Origin of the sequence: Massilia sp. Dwa41.01b, assembly GCF_014171775.1 — a bacterium.
Classification (GTDB): Bacteria; Pseudomonadota; Gammaproteobacteria; order Burkholderiales; family Burkholderiaceae_D; genus Telluria.
In genome coordinates, this window is sequence record NZ_CP050454.1 from 768804 (window position 1) to 790782 (window position 21979).

The window sequence follows — 21979 nt, forward strand, 5'->3', positions numbered from 1 at the left end:
TTTGTTTTACTGCTGAATTCCTGGTGGTCCGGGGCGGAATCGAACCACCGATACCAGGATTTTCAATTCTCGTCCCTGGCAACCGTCAACGACGACCCACATGCTTCATCAAGCAAGGAAATGAGCCTCGCCGAATCCACCGGTTTGACCAAATAGTGGTCGAAACCAGCGTCGAGCGAGCTGCGCCGGTCCTGGTCGTGACCATAGCCGGTAGCGGCGATAAGCAGCATGTGCGCTGTCTCGGGTTGGCTGCGCAGGTGCCGCGCCAGCTCGTTGCCATTCATTTCCGGCAGGCCGATATCGAGGATCGCGACGGCCGGCCGGGTATGGAGCGCTTGCTCGAGCGCGGGGCCGGGCCGATGCTCGACGCTCACTGCGTAGCCGGACGCTTCCAGCACCAGCGATAGCATGTGCGCGGCGTCGACGTTGTCGTCGACAATCAGGATACGCGGGCGCTCGCGCACCGGCCGGGCCGCCGGGGCCGCCGTTACTCGCTCCGGGGCGCTCAGCGCCGGCACCGCCAAACGCGGCAGGCATACGGTAAAGCAGCTGCCTTGGCCCGGCCCCGTGCTCTCGCACCGGACGGTTCCGTCGTGCAGTTCTGCAAGGCTCTTAACCAAGGCCAAGCCAAGGCCGAGTCCGCCTTGCGCCCGGTCGGCAGTCCGTTCCGCCTGCGCAAACAAATCGAAGGCATGCTTCTGCAACTCCGCTGTCATGCCGACGCCATTGTCGAGCACGTGCACGAGCACGCGCTCGTCCTCCAACGCAATGCTTAGCCGGACGTGCCCGCCCGGCGGCGTGTACTTGGCCGCGTTGTTCAGCAGGTTGGTGAGAATCTGGACCAGCCGCTTATCGTCTCCGCAAACGTAGGCAGGGTCGAAAGGCAGGTCGACGGACAGGCGGTGCCGGTGCCCCTCGATCAGCGGACGGACCTGTTCGACCGCATTCGATACGACCTGCTTCATATCCTGTGGTGATTTATTGAGGGCTACCAGGCCGCGCGTAACACGCGACACGTCGAGCAGGTCGTCCACCAGTCCTGTCATGTGACCCACCTGGCGGCTGATGATCTCGCTGGTCTTGCGCAAGCGCGCTTCGTCCAGGCGCGCGATCGCCATCAGCTCGGCCGCCGCGCGGATCGGGGCCAGCGGATTGCGCAGCTCGTGCGCCAGCATGGCCAGGAATTCGTCCTTGCGCTGGTTGGCTTCGCGCAGCATTTCCTCGGCCTGCTTGCGCTCGGTAATATCACGGAAAAAGGCGGCAAGTCCACCGTCGAGGGTGGGATAGGCGCTGATTTCGGACCACATGACGTGGCCATTGGCAAACGTTTGCCGATACACGCGCGTGTCGGGGATGCCGGTTTCCTTCACGCGGCGGTACAGCTGGCCGCCCTCCGAGTCGATGGTCTCCGGCCATACTTCCCAGTGGTTGTGGCCGATCGCCTGTTCCGCAGTACGGTGGCAGATCCGCAATCCAGCGGCATTCATCTGCAATACGGTCCAGTCACGGTCGATCAGCACGAACCCTTCGGTCATGTTGTCGAAAATCGCCTTGTTACGCGCGTGCTCGGTCCGCAGTTGCGCGTGGATCCGGGCCTGCTCGACAGCCAGCCAGGTGCGCGCCGCCACATCGCTTGCCGCTTCGATGTCGGCGTCGCTCCAGTGCCGCGGCGTCGATTGGTGCAGCGTGAGCACGCTGAGGAGCCGGCCCTCGCCGACCACCGGAACGGCGAGATTGGCGTGCACCCCAATCTTTTCGTAGGCAAGGCCGTGCGGCGCGGTCCGTGGATCGAGCATGACATCCGGCACGGCGACCAGCTGGCCGGCGCGTAGCGCGGCGATGATTTCTGAACCGAAATCGTCCAGCCGCCTGGCGTCGCCGGCCAAGCTGGGCAGGCCTGGACTGGTCCAGTCGTTGCGGACAACAAACGTTCCCTTTGCGTCGTCCACTTCGCAAAACGCGACGCGCGACAGGTCGAGGTGACGGCCCAGTAGCGCGCAAGCCGTCTGGACGATATTTTCGGGGGCGACCAGTGTCCGCAAGCGGTCGGCCAATGCGAGCTGGAAAGACTGTAGCGCGGCGGTGCGCTGCAGTTCGGCTTCGATGCGCCGCTTTTCCGTGATGTCGGCGCCCTGTCCGCAAATGCCGGTCACGGTGCCGATCGCGTCCGTGATTGGCTGCAGGACAAGATCCACGTAGCGTACGGTCGTTGACCCGTCGGGTGCTGCCTGCAGCACGATGCGCTGCGCATGTGCGATGTAGGGCTGTCCGGTGCGCCAGACCTCGTCATGCAGTTCGTGGAATTTGCGTCCTGCCAGTTCGGGTAATGCGGCCGTGACGGCTTTGCCGATGACTTCCTTTTGGCCGATCAGTTCTTGATACGCATTGTTGGCCTGTTCGATGACATGGTCCTCGCCTTTGGTGAAATAGACAAAACCCGGGGCGTGCTCGAACAACATTTGCAAGCGGGTCCGCTCGGCCTGCAGGGCAGTGTTGACCTCGTGGACGCTTTTCGCACGCACGAACGTACTGGCCTCGAGGTGCGCCAGCTTGTCGGTGGCGATCTGGTGATCTTCGCGCAGGGCGACCATCTCGGTGACGTCCATCGTGCTGTGCGATATGCACTCCAGGCTGCCGTCATCGCCGAATATCGGCGTGCTGACGGCGCTCCAGTAGCGTTCCTCGAAACGGGTAATGCCATCGGCTCCGGTGACGCTGATCGGGTAGCGTTGCAGCGCAAGCGTATCCGGTTTACCGCTTGCGATGACCCGCATGAGGGATAGTCGCAGCGCTGCCACGCCGGTATCGGCCGGGTCGTCGGGGTTTTCCGGAAAGGCGACAAACAGGCTGGTGCCGACCAGCTCTTCCCGCGTGCGTGAAGACGCTTTGAGAAACGCGTCGTTGACCGCCAGGATGATCGCTTCCGGCGTGGGCGACAGCAGGTATTCGCCAACCGGCGAGGAGTTGAAAGCAGCCTGGTACACCGACGAGGGAAGTGTGGATCCGGTTGTGGCCATTGTGAGGTAACCCGAACCCGTGGGGCGGCGGTGCGTAGTCGATGGAATCATTACATCATACCGTGCATGGCCTGCCAGCCGCGCCACGCATGCCGGCGCCTCGCACGGCTGTCGTCGCTTGCAGGCGTGTGGGGCCAGAACGACTGGGTGACCGGGCGGTCTGGCAGTTCGTGTGGAAGAGTGAAAGGCGACCGGTAATGGACCGGACACGAGGACTTCTTGCGCAGGAAAAGAAAACGCCGATCTGCGTGGATCGGCGTTTCGTCAAGGATGTTCTTGGTGGCCCGGGGCGGAATCGAACCACCGACACAAGGATTTTCAATCCTCTGCTCTACCAACTGAGCTACCAGGCCAAGGCGGCGCATTTTAGCACGAAGTGGCGCCGCGTCCAGCATTTCTTGCGTTGGCGCCAACACCCGCAGGTCCTCAAGCGCTGTGCTGCGCGTGCTGCATCCGCCGCCAGCGCGCGGGCGAGGTGCCGATTTCGCGCTTGAAGGCGCGGGCGAAAGCGGCTTCCGATTCGTAGCCGACGTCGAGCGCGACCGAGGCCACTGGCGCGCGGCTGCCGCGCAGCAGGCCGGCGGCCGCTTCCATGCGCCAGCGCGCCAGGTACTGCATCGGCGGCTGGCCCAGCAGGCGCAGAAAACGGGCGCAGAACACCGAGCGCGACAGGCCGGCGGCGCGCGCCAGGTCGTCGATCGTCCATGGCCGCGCCGGGGTGCGATGGATCAGCGCCAGTGCGCGTCCCAGTTGCGGGTCGCGCAGGCCGGCCAGCCAGCCCGTGCTGCCCGCCGGCAGGCATTCGAGGTAGCGCCGCAGGGCATCGATGAACATGGTTTCGCTGGCGCGCTCGAGCAGCGCGGCCGCGCCCGGCTGGCCACGGTCGGCGCGCAGCGCCAGTTGTCCGAGGCTCATTGGCGAGCGGGGATCGGTCGCGGCAGCCGTGCCGGCCGGCAGGTGCAGCAGGCGCGGCAGGGCGTCGAGCAGCGGATTGAAGGGGTGGCGGTCGCAGCTGAGAAAGCCACAGACGACTTCGTTGTCCGCCGGCGTCGCGTGTTCGCCCCAGGAAAATTCGTACTGCGAATGGAACACCACCGGGATCGGTTTCGGGGCATCGCGCGTGGCGGCGACCCAGGCCGGGTCGATGCGGGTCGGCAGCAAGGACTGGTCGCTCGAGAGCACGTGGGCGTCGCCGTGGGGAACGATGACGACATCGCCCTCGCGTAGCCGTACCGGCGCCAGTCCTGCCATCGTGGCCCAGCCGCTGCCCTTGGCCAGCACGTGGTATTCCATGACGTGCTCGGCGTCGGGAAACAGCAGGCGGCCGAGCTCGCTCATCGGCGGCGCTTCCACTGCCCAGACCGCGGGGAAGCCGATCTGGTAGAAGACCGCGCCGCGCAAGCGCACCGAACGCAGCACATCGGACAGGGTATCGGTCTGCATGGCGTCAGGACGCGCGGGCAAACCGGCGCGACGCCCGGACAAGCGGCCGGCGCCCGCACCCGCGATACTGAAAATTTTAATGTCGAAAAGGGAGCATGACATCATGGACCACACAACGCAATCGTCCCCGGCTGCGGGGCAGGGGATGCAGGCGGCGGCGCCGGATTTCGCCGCCATCAAACAACGCCAGCAGGCCACCTGGGCCAGCGGTGACTTCGCCGTTGTCGGCGTGACCTTGCAGATCGTCGGCGAATCGCTGGCGGAAATGGCCGACATCCGCGCCGGCGAGAACGTGCTCGACGTGGCAGCGGGCAACGGCAACGCGACTTTGGCCGCGGCGCGCCGCTTTGCACGCGTCACCTCGACCGACTACGTGCCGGCGCTGCTCGAGAAAGGCCGCCAGCGGGCCGCGGCCGAAGGGCTCGATGTCCAGTTCCAGGTGGCCGATGCCGAGAACCTGCCGTTCGCCGACGACAGCTTCGATGCCGTGCTGTCGACGTTTGGCGTCATGTTTGCGCCCGACCAGATGCGCTGTGCCAGTGAACTGATGCGCGTGGTGCGGCCGGGCGGACGTGTCGCCGTCGCGAACTGGACGCCGGACAGCACCATCGGCCAGCTCTTCAAGATCATCGGCAAGATGGTGCCGCCGCCGGCGGGCCTGATGTCGCCCTTGCTGTGGGGCACGGAGGCCTACCTGGGCGAGCTGTTCGGCGATGCGGCAGCGGACATCCGTAGCGCGCGCCGCCACTTCAACATGCGCTATGCCTCGCCGGCGCACTGGCTGCAGGTCTTCCGCGATTTCTATGGTCCGGTAAACAAAGCCTTCGGCGCCCTCGACGCCTTTGGCCAGGCTGCGCTGGAACGCGACATCCTGGCGCTGCTCGAGCGCGAAAATATCGCAGGCAGCTCGTCGCTGGTGGTGCCGGTCGAGTATTTGGAGGCGGTGATCTCGAAACGCATGACGACGCACTGACAGCGCGCCGCAGCGAAGAGGCTGGGCAGTTTGCGCTGCCAGCCTGTTTCGGTGCGCCCCTGCGCCGGCTCAGCCGACCGTCGCGCCCACTGAGCTCAACCAGGATTGCAGGCCGCCGATCGCATCTTCCTTCATCTTCGCCTCGATCTCGATCCAGGGCGCAGTGGCATACGAGGCGGGCATGGTATCGATCAGGTCGGCATGCTGGCGATCGTTGAAACCGCTGCGCCCGTTCGAGATATGCACCAGCTGGTGGGCGGGGTCGGCCCAGGTCGCGCGCGCCTTGAGCAGCATTTCCTCCACGCTCGGATGATCGTAGCTGGGCAGGTCTTCATGCACGATGTGGTGGTGGGCATCGAACACCATCGGCACGCCGCTGCGCATGCAGATCTCGTAGATTTCCTGCGCGCTATATGAGTACTCGTCATTCTCCAATCCGAGCCGGCAGCGGATCGCGTCCGGCAGCGCGGCGATGGCGGAGACCAGGGCATCGCTGCGGTTCGATTTACCGCCATGGATTTCCAGCAGGGCCCAGGACGAACGGGGTTGCTCCAGCAAATCCATGATGTCGGCGTGCATCTGCAGGATCGTGATGCTGTTCTTTACCACGTCGGGCGAATCGGAACTGAGCACGACAAACTGATCCGGATGCATCACCAGGCGAATGCCCGCTTCCCGCGCCCGCTTGCCCGAGCGGGCCAGGGCAGGGCTGAGCGACCGCAGCAGGTCCAGGCCCTCGGGCGTGTCGGCGAAGGGGAAGATCGAGGACGGCAGGCGGTACAGGCGGATGCCGTTCGCGGCGCAGTAGCGCATGGCGGCGTCGAGGGTCTGCAGGTTGTCGCGGTAAATATCTTCCAGAATCTTGCGCTGTCCATCGGGTGACTGCTCCAGCAGGCGCTTGCGCGTGACGGTACGGTAGCGGATGTCTTTCGAGGCGGTAATGCAGACAAGGCCAAGGTTCGGCATGGGAATCTCTCGCAGTAGGCTTGTCCCCAGTATATGTCTTCCCTTGGAGGGCCAGAGCGCGCTAGCGGCCGCTGATGTTGGGCGCTCCGACGGGGCGGCATGCAACGCGCGCTACCGGCACAGGACGGGGCATGGGATTCGCAGCGCGAAATACTTGCCAAGACACATTGCTTGCCACCTCAGCAACAAGCCTCGTACACTCATCCTTACCGAGTCGAATCCCTTACCGTCCTATCTTGCGAGTGCCGATTGGCTGCTGCTTCAGATCACCCTCCTTTCAGCGAAGCTGCCCTGCTCATTGCGATCAGTTTCGGCTGGTTCATCTTCGGGTCCATTCTTTCCGTCATCTACGAATTTCCCTCCTCCGGGTCGTTCTCCGATGTAGCCTTGATGGAAACGATGATGCTGGAACTCGTGCTCGGCGCACTGGCCCTGGCTTTCCTGCGGGCCCGCGGCTACCGGATCAGCGATACCCTGCCATCGCCAAGCTGGCGCGGTTTACAGGAAGGCTTGCTGCTCTACGCCGCTGCGGCGGCGGCATGCTTTGTCGTGGGCTGGCTGGTCCCCTCCAGGTCCGACCTGGTGCAACCGATTGCCCAGATGCTGACGAACGCCAAGCCATCGCTTGTCGTCGTGCTGCTGGTCTCGATGCTGAACGGCCTGTATGAGGAGACCTTCCTGCTCGGCTACCTGACGCGCCGCTTCGCCACGCTGGGCGCCTCGTTGGCGGTCGGGCTGAGCGTGCTGGTACGCTTGCTCTACCACCTGTACCAGGGACCGTCCGGCGCCGTATCCGTTGTCGTTTTTGGCATCGTCCTCGGGGCCGTGTACTGGCGTACCCGTCGTCTCTGGCCGGCTGTCGTCGCGCACTCCGTGGCCGACCTGGTCGGCCTGGCCTTCTGGACCGGGGCTCAGGGCGCATAGCGGCACGCTCGGGCTACAAACACCGGTTTATGATGCTTCCATGAATATCATTCGGCAGTTTTTTTTGTTCCTGACGAAATCGTCACCTGCTCGGGTGGCGGTGCCTGCGCTTGCGCCTGATTCCAGGTTTGCGTGGCGGCAGCGTGAGCTGGCGGGGCTTTACGAAGCTGGCAGCGTCGAGCGCTTGCGCCACTATACGCATCACCCCGATGGCTTCGTACGTCAGGCCGCCGTCGAGCGAGCGGCGGGCATGGCATTGCCGGGACTGCCGGCCCTGCTCGTCGAACGCCTGAACGACTGGGTGCCGAAGGTGCGCCTGGCTGCTCGCTACGCGTTGAGTCAGGCACTGCCGCTTGCCGACGCGGCCGATATCATCGCGGCGCTGCCCGCTGTTCAGCGACTGGACCAGGCACGCCGCGAGCAACACGCGGCATGGATCGCCGAATTCGAAGCGAGTGTGTTCGCCATGGTCGGCACCGATGCACTGTTGCAGGCAGTGCGCGTGGCGCCGGTCCAGGTAGCGCGTGCCGCGTTTCGGCTGCTCGCCAGGGTCGACACGATCGACCCGGCATTGTTGTATCGCGCGATTGTGCCCGCAAGCCGCGACGTGGTGCTGGCGACCTGGGCGTTTGATCATCTGGCCGCCCGCGGGGAGCCCGACGAGGAAATGCTGGTGCGGGCTTTCCGGTCGCGCGTGGCACCTAATCGGGCCAAGGCCTTGCGCGCGTTGATCGCTCGAGGTGCAACAGTATATGCCGATGAAGCTCTGTTCGCACGCCAGAGCCAGTTGCGTTCGATCGCGGCATCGTTCCTCGCGCAACAGGGAACCGACGTCGGTGCCTTGTATGCGCAGGCCTTGCGCGAGCCTGTGCAACAGGAGAGGCGCATCGTCATCTGCCTGGTGGAACTGGGCAGGCTGAAGCGCCGCGACGCGCTCGACGATGTGCGCACCTGGCTCGGCGATGCCAGCCCGTCGATCCGGGTGGCGGCCGCGCAATGCTGGCTCCAGTTGGCGCCTCAGGCGAAAGACGAGGTCGCGGCATATCTGCTGGCTGACCCGGTCCGACGCGTGCGGGCGGTCGCAATGACCCTGATCCGCAGGTACGGTGCTTATGTGCCGTTCAAGCAGGCACGTGCCCTTCTGGACGCGCATGGGGATACGGAACAACTGCTGACTTTGGCCGCACTCGATCCCTGGAACTGGCTCGAGACAATTGCACGCCTTGCCACCGAGCAAGCAACCGATCGGCAGCGCATGCTGCGCTTGCAGGAGGAGTTGTGCCGCTGGCTCGCACGAAGCTCGAACGCTTGGGCCCGGCTCGGCAGTGAGCAGCGTGAACGACTGGCGCTGCTGTTGCAGGGCCGTGCATTGCAGCCCCTGACAGCCAGCGCCAGTCAGTCTTGGCGCGAGCAGTGGCGGCATGTGCTGGCACAAGCCGGCCTATCGGACGTCTGAGGCACGGCTGGATTGCCGCGCGGGCCGGCAACAATAAGCTGCGCGCAAGGATGCGTGTCCCGCGGTTTGCTATGCTAGCGAAAGATTTACACCGGCAGGGGCCGGAACGTCACCGATGGAGCGCCGAACATGGCATCGTTGCAGGATCAGTTTTTGAAAGCGGGCTTGGTCAACAAGAACAAGGCCAAGCAGGTTCAACAGGAAAAAAGCAAGCAGCACAAGATCGAGCTGCGTACCGGCACTCAAAGCGTCGACGAGGCCAAGCTGGCGGCGGCCGAATTGCAGCGCAAGAATGCGGAGCGCGCGCGCGAACTGAATGCCCAGCGCGATGCGCAGGCGCAGCAGAAGGCCATCATGGCCCAGATCGTCCAGATGGTGCAGAAGAATCGCCAGAGCAAGGGCAATGGCGACGTCCCCTACAACTTCACGCACGGCACCAGGATCGAGCGCATTCACGTCTCGCAGGCTGTACAGGAACACCTGATGGCCGGCCGCCTGGTCATCGTGCGCCTGGGCGATAGCACCGAACTGGTGCCGCGTGTCATTGCCGACAAGATCGCCGAACGCGATGCCTCGCTCGTGGTGCGGGTCAAGAAGGTCGAGACCGCTGTCGAGGAGGACGACCCTTACGCCGCCTTCCAGATCCCCGACGACCTGATGTGGTAAGCGGCTGGCGCGTCGCCGCCAACCCTGGCCAGGAAGAACGCCACCGCAAGGTGGCGTTTTCACAGCAAGCCTGCGCTTGCCTCAATGGTGCATGGGCGCGGATGCGGCTTGCGCCTGTCCGGCCTGGTCCGGGCGGAAGGCCCGTTCGCCCGCGGCGGTGTCGTTGTAGCTCTCGAAGCGCGCCACTTTGCCCTCACGCACCGTGAACAGTCGGCCGCATGACCATCGCTGGCTTCCCGCTCGCCCACCGCCCAAGCGTGCATGCCGCGCGGCGCCGCTGTGTTCCAATACCGTCAGCGGCCGGCGTGCGCCGCTGTCACTCATTGGGAGACCCGAGCATGACCGACGCATTCAAGGCAGGCGACAAGGTGCAGTGGCATTCGCCGCAAGGCACGGTGCACGGCACCGTCAAGAAAAAGCTCACCGCGCACACGAGCATCAAGGGGCACGAGGTCGCGGCCTCGCCCGAGAATCCCGAATACCTGGTCGTCAGCGACAAGACCGGCGCCGAGGCTGCCCATAAAGCCTCGGCGCTGAAGAAGGCCTAGCGCCCCGACACGCACCACGAACCGGTCTGTCCTGGCACGCCGGAGAAGGTCCTATTTCTGCCAGGGACGGACCAGGCTGGGCTGGCGCCACTTCAGGCCGACGAATGCTTCCTGCTCGCGCCGCGGTGCCTGGCGCGTGGCAGCGCCAATCGCGACGGACAGGTTGCGCGACACGCGGAATTCGGCAGTGGCGCGCAGGCTCTCGCGGCGCAGCGAAGCACCCGCAAAGTAGCGCTCGGTCACGGCTTCCAGCTGGGCGGACCAATGCGCTCCTTGCCGTGTCAGCGTGGTGCGCAGCGCACCGAGCAGGGCGGCGTCGTGCGGCAGGCCGCTGCCGGCTTCAAGCCCCAGGCCGGGCAGCAGCGCCAGCACGGTATTCCCCGGAAGCAGCCAGGCGCGGCCCGTGTGATAGGCCAGGCGCGTGGCCATGTGGTCGCGCCCGGCAAAAGGCGTAGCACGGGTGGTGAGTTCGACCCGCCAGGCGCGCGGTGCAAACAGCGTCGACGAGGGGATCGTCGATTGCGCCACGAGCCAGTCGATGCGGCGCAAGCGCACGCGATCTGCGCCGATCTCGATTTCCGGGTTGAGCACGGTGATCTCGGCATGCGGTTCGTAGCCGGGCAGGGGATCGGTCAGGCTGTGCTGGAAGGCCGCGTAGTCGAGTGCCGGGCATGCCTGCCGCCGCGTTGGCGCAGGCTGGCCGCCAGCAGGCCGCCATCGTGGCCATCTTCCGGACCGTTCGGTGTACTGCGGCTTGCCAGCACCTCCGGCTGCGCCAGCGCCAGGCGGGCCTTGGTGATGGCGCCCGGGATCTCCTTGCGCCGCACGCGGTCGCCTTCGTCGCGGTCGATCAGGACGGCGCCATATTCATAGGCCAGCTGCAGCGTGCCGGCTTGCCGCGCCGGGGACAGGGTGCGCACTTGTGCGGGTGTGGCCAGGCCGAGCGCAAGCTGCCGCGCCAGCGCGCCGTCCTCGCCATCGACTTGCGTCTCCAGGTCGCGTACCCGTTTCGGGAGCGACGGCCACAGACGCTGCGCGCCGAGCATGCCGGCCGCACGCAGGGCACGCACGGTGTCGACGGGTACCGTGACGGCGCCGAAGCGATCGAGCAGCCCGGTGCCCGGGCGCGCCGCGTCGAGCAGGGCCAGCGTGCGGTAGGCGCAGTTCTCGTGGATGAAGTAATAGTCGAAGACGCCGTCCTTGATCTCCCAGGTATGCAGCAGCAGCCGGCGCACCTCGGCGGGCGTCAGTGAGAGTTCGTACTCATGGATGTCGCGCCCTTCGATCTCGGTATAGGTGCGCAGGCGCCGGTAGAAAGGCAGCGTGTCGGCCACGCCGGGAAAGCCGCCGAACAGGCCTTTCGTGACGAAGGCGAGATCGCCCTCGCGCGCGTCGGTACGGGCCGCGTAGTTGATCGTCGGACTGAGCAGTTCGTCGCTTGACTCGCGATAGATGCGCAGGAAGGTGTGGCCGAAGGTGGACGACGGATTTTCCAGGTAGCTCGACGCAAAGTCGATGCTGACGCGGCGGCCCGGGAAGGCCGCGAGCCATTCAGCCAGGGCGGCGCATTGGCTTGTTAGCGCCTCCGCGCCTTCGCGTCCCAGGCGCGCGCTCAGCCACTCAAAGCGGGCGGGAAAGCGGCAGGCGAAGTCCTGTGCGGCGGCGGCGTCGTGCAGCGCGGCCACCGCGGCCAGCAGCTCGGCGCGCGGCGAATGGCGGGCGCCATCGGCCAGGAAGAAGCGCGGCTGGTCGGCCTGGCTTTCGATGCCGCTGCCATCGGGACGGTAGTGCAGCAGGGCCAGCCAGGCGGGGTCGCGCTCGAGGCGTTCGGCCTCGACCCGCTGCAGGTCCTCATGCAGCCCGGCCAGGGCAGGCTGGACGGCGCACAACAGCAGGCAGGCGCCGGCCAGGAAGCTGCGGAGAAAATTCATTGTGCCGGGGGAGGGCAGGCGCGGGCCTGTTCGTAGGCGTGCGCGATGCGTTCGGCGAACTGGCTGGTGTCGCTCGTTGCGGCAAGGGCGCGGCGCAGCCAGGCGCGCTTGAGCGTCTCGTCCGGGCAGGACGACAGATAGGTCGACACGGTGTCGAGGTAGGGCCCTTGCTGGCGGATCAGGTCGGCCCCGATGCGGCGGTGGGCGAACAGGACGAAGTCGCGCAAGGTCCGCGCTTCGGGCGAGGGGGCGGCGGGGGCGGGAACGCTCTGTTCGGCATCGGGCGCGAATGGCGCGCAGCCGCAGGGCGCGGCCATGGCTGTCGCCTGCAGCCCCGCCAGGGCGAGGGCGGCAAGCTGGCTCGCGCCGAACAGGGACATGACTTACTTGGCGACCGGCTGCAGGTCGACCATGAATTCACCCGGGTCGTATTCGCGCGCGGCGCCGGTCGAGGTGTCGATCGAGGTGCTCAGCGGGCTGGTCAGCAGGATATCGCCCCACACCCACGGATTCATCCTGGTGGTCAGCTGCACTTCGGTGGCGACAAAACCCTCTTTTTCGACGAACAGGGCGCCGTGCTTGCGCGACAGGGTCACGGTCAGCGGGGTGACGCCGACGGCGACCTTGTTCGAGACCACGCCATCCTTCTTGATGGCCGTGTAGACGGTCGCGCCCGCCGGGTTACTGGACACTTTCACTTGCTGCGTGGTGCCGGAGTGCATGCTGGCGCAGCCGGTCAGGGCGAGCGCGGTGGCGGCGATGGCAATCGTCGAGGAAAAACGGTTCATGGAGGCTTTCGGTATCGTTATCGGAAAAAAATTGAGGAAGACCTCAGGCAATGTTCACCATTGCCAATTAGTCTTTCCTAAAGGATACCATGCGCATTTGAGTTGTCCAAAGGCAAACATTCAGGCCGTTGGTGAAATGGAACAGCTCTAGCGGGAAGCCGCGCCCTCCCGGCGCACCAGGCCGTCGCCCCGGAAGCGCCAGGCATAGGTCTGGCTGACCTTCAGCTGTTCCGGATGGCCGCGCAGCTCCACGGTCAGCGTGCCCAGCTCGTCGCGGCGAACGCGCGCGATTGCCCGCACCGCCACCACGGTGCCGCGGTGGATTTGCCAGAACATGTCCGGATCCAGCCCCGCCTGCAGTTCCTTCAGGGGCGTGCGGATCAGGCCCTCGTCCTGCGCGCTGACCACGCGCGTATAGCCGGAATCGGATTCGAAGAACAGCACCTCGTCAACCGCGAACAGCTTGATGGTGCTGCCGGCCGTGGTGCTGATCCAGCGGATGCGTTCCGCCACAGGCGCGCGCAGGCGCCGGTCGAGTTCGGCCATGGCGTCGAGCAGGGCGGCGCTGCCCTGGCCGACCTGGCTGCGCAGGCGCGCCACGGTCTGGACCAGCCGCTCCTGCGTGACCGGTTTGAGCAGGTAGTCGATGGCGCCCAGGCCGAAGGCTTCGATGGCGTGGCTGTCGTAGGCGGTGGTGAAGACGACGCGGCAGCTGCCGCCGCTCGCACCCGCGACTTCCAGGCCGCTCGCGCCCGGCATGCGGATATCGAGGAAGGCGATGTCCGGGCGCAGGCGCGCAATCGCTTCGAGGGCATCGGCCCCGTCTTCGCAGAGGGCGACGATCTCCAGCTCGGGCCAGGCCAGGGCCAGCATGCGGCGCAGGTCGCCCCGTTGCAGGTCTTCGTCGTCGGCGATGATGGCGGTGGGCATGTCAGTTCTTTCTTGTGGAGAGCGTGCGCAGGGGCAGGACCAGGCTCGCCACCACGCCGCCGGCATCGCCCGCACGCAGCGACAGCGCCGCTTCGCCGCCGTACAGGTGCTTCAGGCGTTCGCGGATATTCGCCAGGCCGATGCCGCTGCCGCTGGTGGCCGTGCCGAAGCCGATGCCGTCGTCCGCCACCGCGACTTCCAGCAGATCGCCGCGCTCGCCCTGGCGCCGGGTGGCGCTGATCTCGATCCGTCCCGGCCCCTTTTTGAGCTCGATACCATGCTTGACCGCATTCTCGACGAGCGAGATCAGCATCAGCGGCGGAATGGCGGCGTCGCGCAGTTCAAGCGGACAGGCGATGCGCGAGCGCAGGCGCGGCATGCGCGCCTCGATGATGCCGAGGTAGGCCTGGGCCGCGTCGAGCTGGGCGCCAAGCGCAACATACGGCTGGGCGCCGTCGGCACGCAGTTGCGGAATGGTCGCACGCAGGTAGTCGACCAGGTGGTCGATCATCGCGATACCGCGCGCCGGGTCGGACAGCATGGCGGCGCGCACGCCCGAGAGTGTATTGAACAGGAAGTGCGGTTCGACCTGGCTGGCCAGCACGGCCAGCTGCATCGCCACTTCGTTGCGTTCGTCCTTGTAGCGCTCGACCTGGCCGAGCAGCTCGCTCTCGCGCAGCAGGCGCCGCTGGCGGAAATACGCCACCAGGTCGGTGGTGCCCCCCAGCCAGGCCAGTGCCAGCGACCAGATGACGAGATTGACCACTTCTCCCTCGCGTTCGAGCTGCAGTTGCCGCGGCGTCAGTGGGCGCTTCCCGGGCGCTTCGGCAATGCGGGTATAGGGCGTGAGCGGGAGCAGGACCAGCATGCCGAAGGCCAGCGCGCAGACGACGCCCACCGCTTCGCGCTGTGCCGGCCACCCGCGCGTGCGCACCAGCACCGCCAGTGCGCGGCCCAGCGACAGGGCAAGCGCCACGATGCACCAGATCGCCGTCAGGGTGAGCAGCATGCCGGGTACCTGCCTGGCGAAGAAGCCGATCAGCCCCAGCATCAGCGCCAGCAGCAGCAAGGGCAGCAGGAAAGAACGCATCCGGTAGCGGAACCAGGTCCGGCCGAAGATCGGATACTGGCGCGCGATGCTTGCCGCGCCCGCCAGCCGGGTGCTCATGCTGTGCGGTAGCGGCTGGTCCTGGCGGGAAGCGGTGCTGTTGTCCATGGATGGATTTTACGCTGTCAATTATTTATTGGTGGCAATAACACTGCCGATCCAGTTGCCGATCGTCGCGAGGGCCTGCGGCGCCATCGTCTGCTCGATGTCGACGTACTCGTTCACTGCCCCGGTGCGGGCCTCCTGGAACAGGTGGTTCATGCCCGCCATTTCCTTGACCACGGCACGCGGATTGCCTTGCAGTGCCGTGCGCACGGCGGGCAGGTCCATGCTGGCCAGGACTTGCTGGTCGCGCTCGCCGTTCAGGGCCAGCACTGGCTGGCGCACCGCCTGCAGGACCGGCGCCGGTTCATAGCGCAGCAGGGCATGGAACCAGGCCGTGCCGAAGCGATCGACCAGGGGACTTGGCCGTCCCGGCCGGCAATTCACCCCGGCCCTCGGCTTCCCCAAGGATGCGGCTGGCCTGGCTGCGGGCGCCGTCCAGGGTCGGTTCCGCCACCATCGCCGCGAAGAGCTGCCCGTTCAGGGCGCGCTCGCGGGCGATGCGCGCTTCCGACGCACCGCGCGCTTTCGACGCCAGCGCCATCTGTTCCACCAGGATGCGGTCGCCGCGCACGCCGGGGCGGCCAGCATCACGACAAAGCCGAGCGCTGGATCGCGCGAGGCGATCAGCGGGGCGATCAAGCCGCCTTCCGAGTGGCCGACGACGCCGATCCGCGCGCTGTCGACCTCGGGACGCGTGCGCAGGAAGCGCACGGCCGCCCCGGCGTCGTCCGCCAGGTCGAGCGTGGTGGACTCGCGCAGCGTGCCCGTCGACTTGCCGATACCGCGTTTGTCGTAGCGCAGCACCGCGATGCCCTGGCGGCTCAGGTGGTCGGCCAGTACCAGGAAGAGCTTGTGGCCGAAGACCTCGCTGTCGCGGTCGAGCGGGCCGGAACCGTGCACCAGCACCACCGCCGGGAAGGGGCCTTTTCCTTGCGGGACGGTGAAGGTGCCGGCCAGCTTGACCTTGGCCGCGACGTTGTCGAAGCCGACCTCGCTGCTGGTGTAGGTGGCAGGGCTGGCGGCGATCGCTGCTTCCTGGGGACGCTTCGGCTTGACTGCTTCGGCACTGGTACGCTTCAGGTCCAGCGGCGTGGCCTGGCCCTGCTTCCAGGTGCCTTTCCACAGCCCGTCCTGCGCGTTCCAGGTCGCGGAGTAAGTGGCTTTCAGCCTCGGCAGCGCGAAGCTGACCTGTTCGGGCGTGACGACCACGTTTTCCACCGGCGCACTGAAGTTCTGGGCGGGGACGGTGATGCTGGCCTGCCAGGGGCCGTCCGCCGGCTTGGTGAACTGCACGATCACGCGCAGGGAATTGGCGATGGTGCCGCTCCAGACGCCCTGGGCGTCTTCGGCCTGCGCGGGAGCGATGGACATGGCAAGCATGGCTGCCAGGGTGGTGAAGATAGTCTTCATGGCGATAAGGTGGTCGTTGGAAAGGACTCGACTGTAGCCCGATCCGCTGCGGCTGCCCCCGGCGAAGGGACGAAGGGGGTGGTTTTTGCCATGAACCCCGGCACCAGGGTCATGAATGCCAGTAGGAGAGGGCACGCAGAAACAATGACGCCACCCGAAGGTGGCGTTCTCGTGTGCGGGAAGTCCAGTGCTTTTTACTGCCGACTACTGAAGGCAAGCGTAAAACGCTTTACCGTGCGCCGCAGTGATTTCAGCGCGGGATGAATAAGGATTCACGATTTTTCTGGCTGTAATCCAGTCTTCTCTATGCTCGTTGAAATCGTCTTTCAATGCGCGTTTGGTGAACAGTCCGCGCGTCATGCCCTCGACCAGGATCGCAACCGATCTTTCCGGATCGAGCACCAGACCCGGATTCCCCACCAGCTCATCTTTCCACCCCATGGTTTTCGACATTGTCTGGTAATTTTCCTTAAGGCTCAGCTGCACGTAGCCCCTGCCAAAATACGAGCGTCCGTGTTCGTCCGGCAGCGCGTAATTCGCCATGAGTTTTTTCTTCTTGATGTTTCTCTCGACGTTTCTCTTGTTGACCAGCTGCGTGACTGCACGGATCGAACACGCGTCACTCTTGCATAATCCCTCGCGCACCGGCTGCATCATTCCCGCGGTTTCACGGTAGGCGGTGCCCAATATGTAAGCAAGCCAGCGCGGGTCGGTATGTTCGGTCTTTTCCCAATAGCCGAAGATATGTTCAAAGCCCTCCCGCGATTTGCCGCTGAAAACATGCTTCGGGAATGCCGGCTTGCACCGCTCGTAAAACTTGTCCTTGTCGACAGCACCAGCACGAACATCAGGTACGAACGCTGCAAAAACGACCCAGAGAAGGAGGCATGTTTTCATCTGTTTACCTTTGCGGATTGAATTCACCATGCAGGCACTGGCCCGTGGATAAACGCCGTGGTCATGTGCGTTACTCGAGGGAGTTATCTGGATTTGACTTCTGGTTTTATTCTACCGCTGTTCGTTCGGGCGGTATCGCCTTTTTTTCGAATACGGTATCGCCGATCGCGACAACCGTCGTGGCCAAGCGGGGAAGTAGGCAATCGCTCGGCTGCCATCGGCGTCGATGCGGCAGGGTGGAGCGTTGCACCGATCGCAAAAGCCAGCGGGAGGGCGAACAAGACTTTTTTCATGAAAGGCGCCTGTCAGTAGTGGCAGTCCGTCGTGAATTGACATGCGCACGATTTGGTTCGTCGCGGCCGCTTTGTCTAAGATTTGTCGCAGTATAATCAGAATTAAATGGGACAATATCGGGACACTACTATGACTACCTCCACTGCAATGGAACAAGATCGCATCACCTACCGTAGTGGCGCCGCAGCCCGGCTGGCTGGCTTGCCAGTCGAAACGCTGCGCATCTGGGAGCGTCGCTACGACCTGTCCAATGCCCAACGTTCCGAGCGTGGACAGCGCCTGTATTCGGCCGAGCAGGTGGCGCGTCTTGGACTGCTGAAGCAGCTGGTCGACCAGGGACATGCGATTGGCGTGCTTGCAGCCCTGTCGCGCGAGCAGTTGCAGGCGATGCTCGCGTCAGCGGGAGCAGGCGTACAAGCGGGCAGCGCCAGGGTGCCGGTCCTGCTGGTCGGGACCGGGCTGGCGCGACGCGTGGCGGCCGAGCGTGAAGGGTTCGGCCTCGACGTTCGGGCCAGCTATGCCAGTCTGGAGCAGGTTGCCGAGGGCGAAGAGGGAAGTGGCGCGCAGGTGCTCGTCGTCGAACGATCCGAGATCGACGAAACGATCCTGCCCCTGCTTGCCGCGGCGCGCGCGTTTTCCGGCGTGGCAGCAGTTGTCGTGTTGTACCGGTTCTGCGGCAGCGCCACGATTCGTGCGTTGCGCGCACAGGGTTGCCTCGTGGTGCGCGTTCCGGGCGACCTCGGCGAGCTGGCGCTGCTGTGCCGTTCGGCATTGACTGGACAACGGCTGCCCCAGCCGGAGGCGGCCCTGGAATCGGCAGCGGAGACGGTCGCGCCCCCTCGTTTCGACGAGGAAGCGCTGGCGGCAATGTCGGCCGCGAGCAAGCGCCTGATGTGCGAATGCCCTCGCCACCTGTCGGACTTGCTGATGATGCTGTTCAGTTTTGAGCGCTACAGTGCCAGCTGCGCCAACCGCAACCCCGACGATGCGCGCCTGCATGCGCAATTGGGGCAGGCGGCGGGGCAGGCCCGCATGGTGCTGGAACAGGCCATGGAGAAACTCGCCATCGCCGAAGGGCTGCCCTTGCCCTGGGAGCGCAAGTGAGGCTTGGGAGCGCCTGCCTGGCGATGCGCATGCACACTGCGCTCGTCACTGGAACTGGCTGAGTGGAAAACAAAAACGCCACCCGAAGGTGGCGTCTTGTTTGCATCGTGACCGATGCTGAATTCTTGGTGGCCCGGGGCGGAATCGAACCACCGACACAAGGATTTTCAATCCTCTGCTCTACCAACTGAGCTACCAGGCCAAGAGAGGCATGATTATAGCCAGCCGTAGCGCGCCGTGCAAGTCCCCGCTGCAACTTTCTTCGGAGTCCAGGCGGCCGAAGACTGGCGCGGCCGCTGCGCTACCGGTTTTGACATGCCGCTATAATGCTCGGATGACGACACCTACCTTTACCGCACACCAGATCAGCGATGTCTGCATCGTCGGCAATGGTGCCATCGCCAAGACGGCGGCCCTCGGTTTCGCCCAGGCCGGGCACAGCGTCACGCTGCTGGTGCCGCCCAGGCCGCCGGGTGAGGGTGCTGCCTCCAGCGGGAGTGAAAAGCCCTGGGACGTGCGCGTCTATGCGCTCAACCACACGGCCCAGGCGCTGCTGGACTCGCTGAAGGTCTGGGGCGCGCTGGACGGGGCGCGCGTGGCGCCGGTCGATGCGATGGCGGTGAACGGCGACGGCAAGAACGGCGGCAGCCTCGGTTTCGATGCCTTTGGCGCCCATACCGGCGCGCTGGCCTGGATCGTCGAGGACAGCAACCTGAACGACGCGCTCGACGCCGCCCTGAAGTTTGCCCACAAGGTGCAGGTCGTCAGCGGTGTCGCCAGCTGCCTGACCTGCGGTCCAGAAGGCGCGCAGGTCGCGCTCGAGGATGGCCGCAAGCTCGATGCCAGCCTGGTCGTTGGCGCCGACGGCCGCGATTCCTGGGTGCGCGGGCAATGCGACATCGGCATCGACTACCGCTCGTATCACCAGCGCGCCATCGTCACCAATTTCTCCTGCGAAAAGCCGCACCACGGCGTGGCCCACCAGTGGTTCACCTGCAGCGACGGCATCATCGCCCTGCTGCCGCTGCCGGGAAACCGCGTATCGCTGGTGTGGTCGGCACCGGAAACCCTGGCTGCCACCCTCATGGACGAATCGATGGGGGAACTGGCGGTGCGCCTGTGCGAATACGCCGACGCCCCGCTTGGTACCTTGAAACCGCTGCAGCCGGAAGCGGTGAAATCCGTGCCGCTGGCGCTGGTGCGTCCGCACGCGCTGGTCGCGCCCCATGTCGCCCTGATCGGCGACGCCGCGCACGCGGTCCATCCGCTCGCCGGCCACGGCATGAACCTCGGTTTCGGCGACATCAAGGACTTGCTGCGCGTGGTGGCCGGGCGCGAGGAGCACCGCTCGGTTGGCGACGAACGGGTGCTGGCGCGCTATGCACGGGCACGCAAGGAAGACGTGCTTCTCATGCAACTGGCGACCGACGGCCTCGAGCGCCTGTTCGGCGCCAACCTCGAGCCGCTGCGCGTCGCGCGCAATTTGGGTTTAAACTTGCTCGATAAATTGCCCTTCGTTAAGCGCCAACTGATGGCGCACGCCCTCGGCAAATAAACTTTAAGGATCCATCGTGATGGTAAAAACGAAGATCGCCGCGCTGCTGGCGCTGGGGATGATGGCATCGTGCGTCGGTGCCGAAAACAGCGCGGAAGCGAACATTCGCAAGAACATCGAGCCACGCCTGGGCGGCGCCAAGATCCAGTCGATCCGCCAGACCCCGTACAGCGGCCTGTACGAACTGCGCGTCGGCGGCGACATCCTGTACGCCGACAAGAAGGGGCAGTACCTGTTCATCGGCCATGTGTACGACGCCAAGTCGTCGCAGAACCTGACGCGCACGCGCATGGAGCAGCTGAGCAAGGTCAAGTTCTCCGACCTGCCGCTGGACCTGGCACTGAAGCAGGTGAAGGGCGACGGCAAGCGCACCATCGCCGTGTTCGAGGATCCGAACTGCGGCTACTGCAAGCGCCTGCGCCAGACCACCCTGAAGGAACTGGATAACGTCACCATCTACACCTTCATGTACAACATCCTGAACGAGGATTCGATCGCGAAGTCGCGCAACATCTGGTGCGCACCGGACAAGATGCAGGCCTGGGACGACTGGATGATCGATAACAAGCTGCCGCCGGCGGCAGCGGAAGATTGCAAGGCGCCGCACGAACAGGTCCTGGAACTGGGCCAGAAGCTCAATATCCAGGGCACGCCGGCGATCTTCTTCACCGACGGCACCCGCATCCCGGGCGCGGTCGACCTGCCTGCGCTGGAAGCGAAGCTGAAGTCGATCAAGAAGTAACGCAAGCACGTCTACAGGTAGCCGATATGGTCCAGCTCGAAATCAATGGGCGCGCAACGCAGGTCGACGCCGATCCGGCCACGCCCATCCTGTGGGCGCTGCGCGACAACCTGAACCTGACCGGCACCAAGTTCGGTTGCGGCGCCGCCCTGTGCGGTGCCTGCACCGTGCACCTGGACGGCCAGCCGGTACGCGCCTGCGTCACGCCGATCGGTTCAGCCGTCGGCCACCGCATCACGACCATCGAGGCAATGCACCAGGATCCGGTCGGCAAGGCGGTGCAGGCCGCCTGGATCCGGCACGACGTGCCGCAGTGCGGCTACTGCCAGAGCGGCCAGGTCATGAGCGCCACCGCGCTGCTGCGCACAAATAAAACGCCAACCGACGCCGACATCGACGCCGCCATGAGCGGCAACATCTGCCGCTGCGGCACCTACCAGCGCATCCGCGCGGCCATCAAGGATGCCGCCACCACCCTGGCCTGAACCCCGCGACGACTCGATGAACCCGGTCGGCATCCTGCTCGCGGCCGGCCGCGGGCGCCGCTTCGATCCGCTCGGCCGCCAGAACAAACTGCTGCAAGCGCTGCCCGGCGGCGACGCCGTGGTGGTGGCCAGTGCACGCCACCTGCTTGCCGTTCTTCCGCGCGTGGTCGCGGTCGTGCCGCCCGAGGATGGCGGCGTGGGCGAGGCCTTGCGCGCGCTGGGCGTCGAGGTCACCGTGTGCCCTGACGCCGACAGCGGCATGGCCGCGTCGCTCGTCCACGCCATCCGCCATTCGCTGCCGCAGGCGGACGCCTGGCTGGTGGCCCTCGGCGACATGCCGCACGTGGCGCCGGCCACCCTGCGTGCCCTGCTCGAAGCGCTGGCCGCGGGCGCGCAGATTGCCGCGCCTACCTACCGCGGGCAGCGCGGCAACCCGGTCGCATTCGGTCAAGGACACCTGCCTGCGCTGCTGGCGCTGGAAGGCGACGCCGGCGCGCGCGGCCTGCTCAGGTCCTGCCCGGTGCGCGAGGTAGCGGTCTGCGACCCTGGCATCCTGCGCGACATCGATACCCCCGCCGACCTGTAGGCCCCGCTTCCTTGCTGTTGTGGGTGCCCTGGCGCATGTTGCCGAGCGTGT

The 21979-nt window shown here is 65.5% G+C and carries 22 protein-coding genes and 2 tRNA genes; 10 read left to right on the forward strand and 14 right to left on the reverse strand.

From position 1 onward, the window contains the following. Window positions 1-62 precede the first annotated feature (62 nt). The 3 genes from G4G28_RS03490 to G4G28_RS03500 all read right to left on the reverse strand — a co-directional run bounded on the left by G4G28_RS03490 (window position 63) and on the right by G4G28_RS03500 (window position 4460). Window positions 63-3017, reverse strand: coding sequence for a PAS domain-containing protein (locus G4G28_RS03490; RefSeq protein WP_182990862.1), 2955 nt, complete (start codon window positions 3015-3017; stop codon window positions 63-65). A gap of 277 nt (window positions 3018-3294) precedes the next feature. Then, a tRNA-Phe gene (locus G4G28_RS03495) sits at window positions 3295-3370 on the reverse strand. Between the two features lie 73 nt (window positions 3371-3443). Further along, window positions 3444-4460, reverse strand: coding sequence for an AraC family transcriptional regulator (locus G4G28_RS03500; RefSeq protein WP_183108048.1), 1017 nt, complete (start codon window positions 4458-4460; stop codon window positions 3444-3446). Window positions 4461-4563: 103 nt separating this feature from the next. On the opposite strand from G4G28_RS03500, the gene G4G28_RS03505 reads away from it, so the two are divergent. Beyond that, entirely contained in the window at window positions 4564-5433 is an 870-nt protein-coding gene (locus tag G4G28_RS03505) for a class I SAM-dependent methyltransferase (RefSeq protein WP_182990864.1), read from the forward strand. 69 nt (window positions 5434-5502) lie between these two features. Here the strand turns inward: G4G28_RS03505 and uvsE are convergent, their stop codons facing one another. After that, window positions 5503-6399 carry a UV DNA damage repair endonuclease UvsE gene (gene uvsE, locus G4G28_RS03510; protein WP_182990865.1) on the reverse strand — a complete coding sequence of 299 codons (897 nt, stop codon included), beginning with the start codon at window positions 6397-6399 and terminating at the stop codon, window positions 5503-5505. Window positions 6400-6789: 390 nt separating this feature from the next. Between uvsE and G4G28_RS03515 the strand changes: the two genes are divergently transcribed. The 4 genes from G4G28_RS03515 to G4G28_RS03530 all read left to right on the forward strand — a co-directional run bounded on the left by G4G28_RS03515 (window position 6790) and on the right by G4G28_RS03530 (window position 9993). Beyond that, window positions 6790-7323 (forward strand): CPBP family intramembrane glutamic endopeptidase, encoded by a 534-nt coding sequence (locus G4G28_RS03515; RefSeq protein ID WP_183108049.1) that lies wholly within the window; start codon window positions 6790-6792, stop codon window positions 7321-7323. A 40-nt stretch (window positions 7324-7363) separates the two neighbouring features. Beyond that, window positions 7364-8779, forward strand: a complete 1416-nt coding sequence (locus G4G28_RS03520) for a hypothetical protein (protein ID WP_182990867.1) — start codon at window positions 7364-7366, stop codon at window positions 8777-8779. 129 nt (window positions 8780-8908) lie between these two features. Further along, complete coding sequence (locus G4G28_RS03525) at window positions 8909-9445, forward strand: DUF2058 domain-containing protein (RefSeq protein ID WP_182990868.1); 537 nt, start codon at window positions 8909-8911, stop codon at window positions 9443-9445. Between the two features lie 338 nt (window positions 9446-9783). Continuing rightward, window positions 9784-9993 (forward strand): DUF2945 domain-containing protein, encoded by a 210-nt coding sequence (locus G4G28_RS03530; protein ID WP_182990869.1) that lies wholly within the window; start codon window positions 9784-9786, stop codon window positions 9991-9993. Between the two features lie 51 nt (window positions 9994-10044). Here the strand turns inward: G4G28_RS03530 and G4G28_RS03535 are convergent, their stop codons facing one another. The 9 genes from G4G28_RS03535 to G4G28_RS03575 all read right to left on the reverse strand — a co-directional run bounded on the left by G4G28_RS03535 (window position 10045) and on the right by G4G28_RS03575 (window position 17162). Beyond that, entirely contained in the window at window positions 10045-10584 is a 540-nt protein-coding gene (locus tag G4G28_RS03535) for a hypothetical protein (RefSeq protein ID WP_183108050.1), read from the reverse strand. Between the two features lie 41 nt (window positions 10585-10625). Then, window positions 10626-11924, reverse strand: a complete 1299-nt coding sequence (locus G4G28_RS03540) for a DUF4105 domain-containing protein (protein ID WP_183108051.1) — start codon at window positions 11922-11924, stop codon at window positions 10626-10628. Further along, window positions 11921-12304 carry a hypothetical protein gene (locus G4G28_RS03545; RefSeq protein WP_183108052.1) on the reverse strand — a complete coding sequence of 128 codons (384 nt, stop codon included), beginning with the start codon at window positions 12302-12304 and terminating at the stop codon, window positions 11921-11923. Before G4G28_RS03545 ends, G4G28_RS03540 begins: the two co-directional genes overlap by 4 nt. Before the next feature lie 3 nt (window positions 12305-12307). After that, window positions 12308-12712 (reverse strand): PEGA domain-containing protein, encoded by a 405-nt coding sequence (locus G4G28_RS03550; RefSeq protein WP_182990873.1) that lies wholly within the window; start codon window positions 12710-12712, stop codon window positions 12308-12310. 147 nt (window positions 12713-12859) lie between these two features. Next, window positions 12860-13642 carry a LytTR family DNA-binding domain-containing protein gene (locus G4G28_RS03555; RefSeq protein ID WP_182990874.1) on the reverse strand — a complete coding sequence of 261 codons (783 nt, stop codon included), beginning with the start codon at window positions 13640-13642 and terminating at the stop codon, window positions 12860-12862. A gap of 1 nt (window position 13643) precedes the next feature. Further along, a complete protein-coding gene (locus tag G4G28_RS03560; protein ID WP_182990875.1) occupies window positions 13644-14858 on the reverse strand; it encodes a sensor histidine kinase in 1215 nt (404 codons plus the stop codon). 21 nt (window positions 14859-14879) lie between these two features. Continuing rightward, complete coding sequence (locus G4G28_RS03565; protein ID WP_183108053.1) at window positions 14880-15239, reverse strand: alpha/beta fold hydrolase; 360 nt, start codon at window positions 15237-15239, stop codon at window positions 14880-14882. 93 nt (window positions 15240-15332) lie between these two features. Then, a complete protein-coding gene (locus G4G28_RS03570; RefSeq protein WP_183108054.1) occupies window positions 15333-16265 on the reverse strand; it encodes a S9 family peptidase in 933 nt (310 codons plus the stop codon). Between the two features lie 204 nt (window positions 16266-16469). Beyond that, a complete protein-coding gene (locus G4G28_RS03575; protein WP_182990877.1) occupies window positions 16470-17162 on the reverse strand; it encodes a glycoside hydrolase family 19 protein in 693 nt (230 codons plus the stop codon). 441 nt (window positions 17163-17603) lie between these two features. On the opposite strand from G4G28_RS03575, the gene G4G28_RS03580 reads away from it, so the two are divergent. Then, window positions 17604-18560, forward strand: coding sequence for a MerR family transcriptional regulator (locus G4G28_RS03580; protein ID WP_229507880.1), 957 nt, complete (start codon window positions 17604-17606; stop codon window positions 18558-18560). A 126-nt stretch (window positions 18561-18686) separates the two neighbouring features. On the opposite strand, the gene G4G28_RS03585 is transcribed toward G4G28_RS03580, so the two are convergent. Then, window positions 18687-18762, reverse strand: a tRNA-Phe gene (locus tag G4G28_RS03585). 132 nt (window positions 18763-18894) lie between these two features. Between G4G28_RS03585 and G4G28_RS03590 the strand changes: the two genes are divergently transcribed. The 4 genes from G4G28_RS03590 to G4G28_RS03605 are packed head-to-tail and all read left to right on the forward strand — an operon-like array spanning window position 18895 to window position 21928. After that, on the forward strand, window positions 18895-20115 hold the full coding sequence (locus G4G28_RS03590; protein WP_182990879.1) for an FAD-dependent monooxygenase: 1221 nt from the start codon (window positions 18895-18897) through the stop codon (window positions 20113-20115). A 19-nt stretch (window positions 20116-20134) separates the two neighbouring features. Beyond that, window positions 20135-20857, forward strand: coding sequence for a DsbC family protein (locus G4G28_RS03595; protein WP_182991703.1), 723 nt, complete (start codon window positions 20135-20137; stop codon window positions 20855-20857). Window positions 20858-20883: 26 nt separating this feature from the next. After that, the gene (locus G4G28_RS03600) at window positions 20884-21342 is read left to right on the forward strand and encodes a (2Fe-2S)-binding protein (protein ID WP_183108055.1); all 459 of its coding nucleotides are present in this window, start codon (window positions 20884-20886) and stop codon (window positions 21340-21342) included. Window positions 21343-21358: 16 nt separating this feature from the next. Next, window positions 21359-21928 carry an NTP transferase domain-containing protein gene (locus G4G28_RS03605; protein ID WP_182990881.1) on the forward strand — a complete coding sequence of 190 codons (570 nt, stop codon included), beginning with the start codon at window positions 21359-21361 and terminating at the stop codon, window positions 21926-21928. Window positions 21929-21979: the final 51 nt, after the last annotated feature.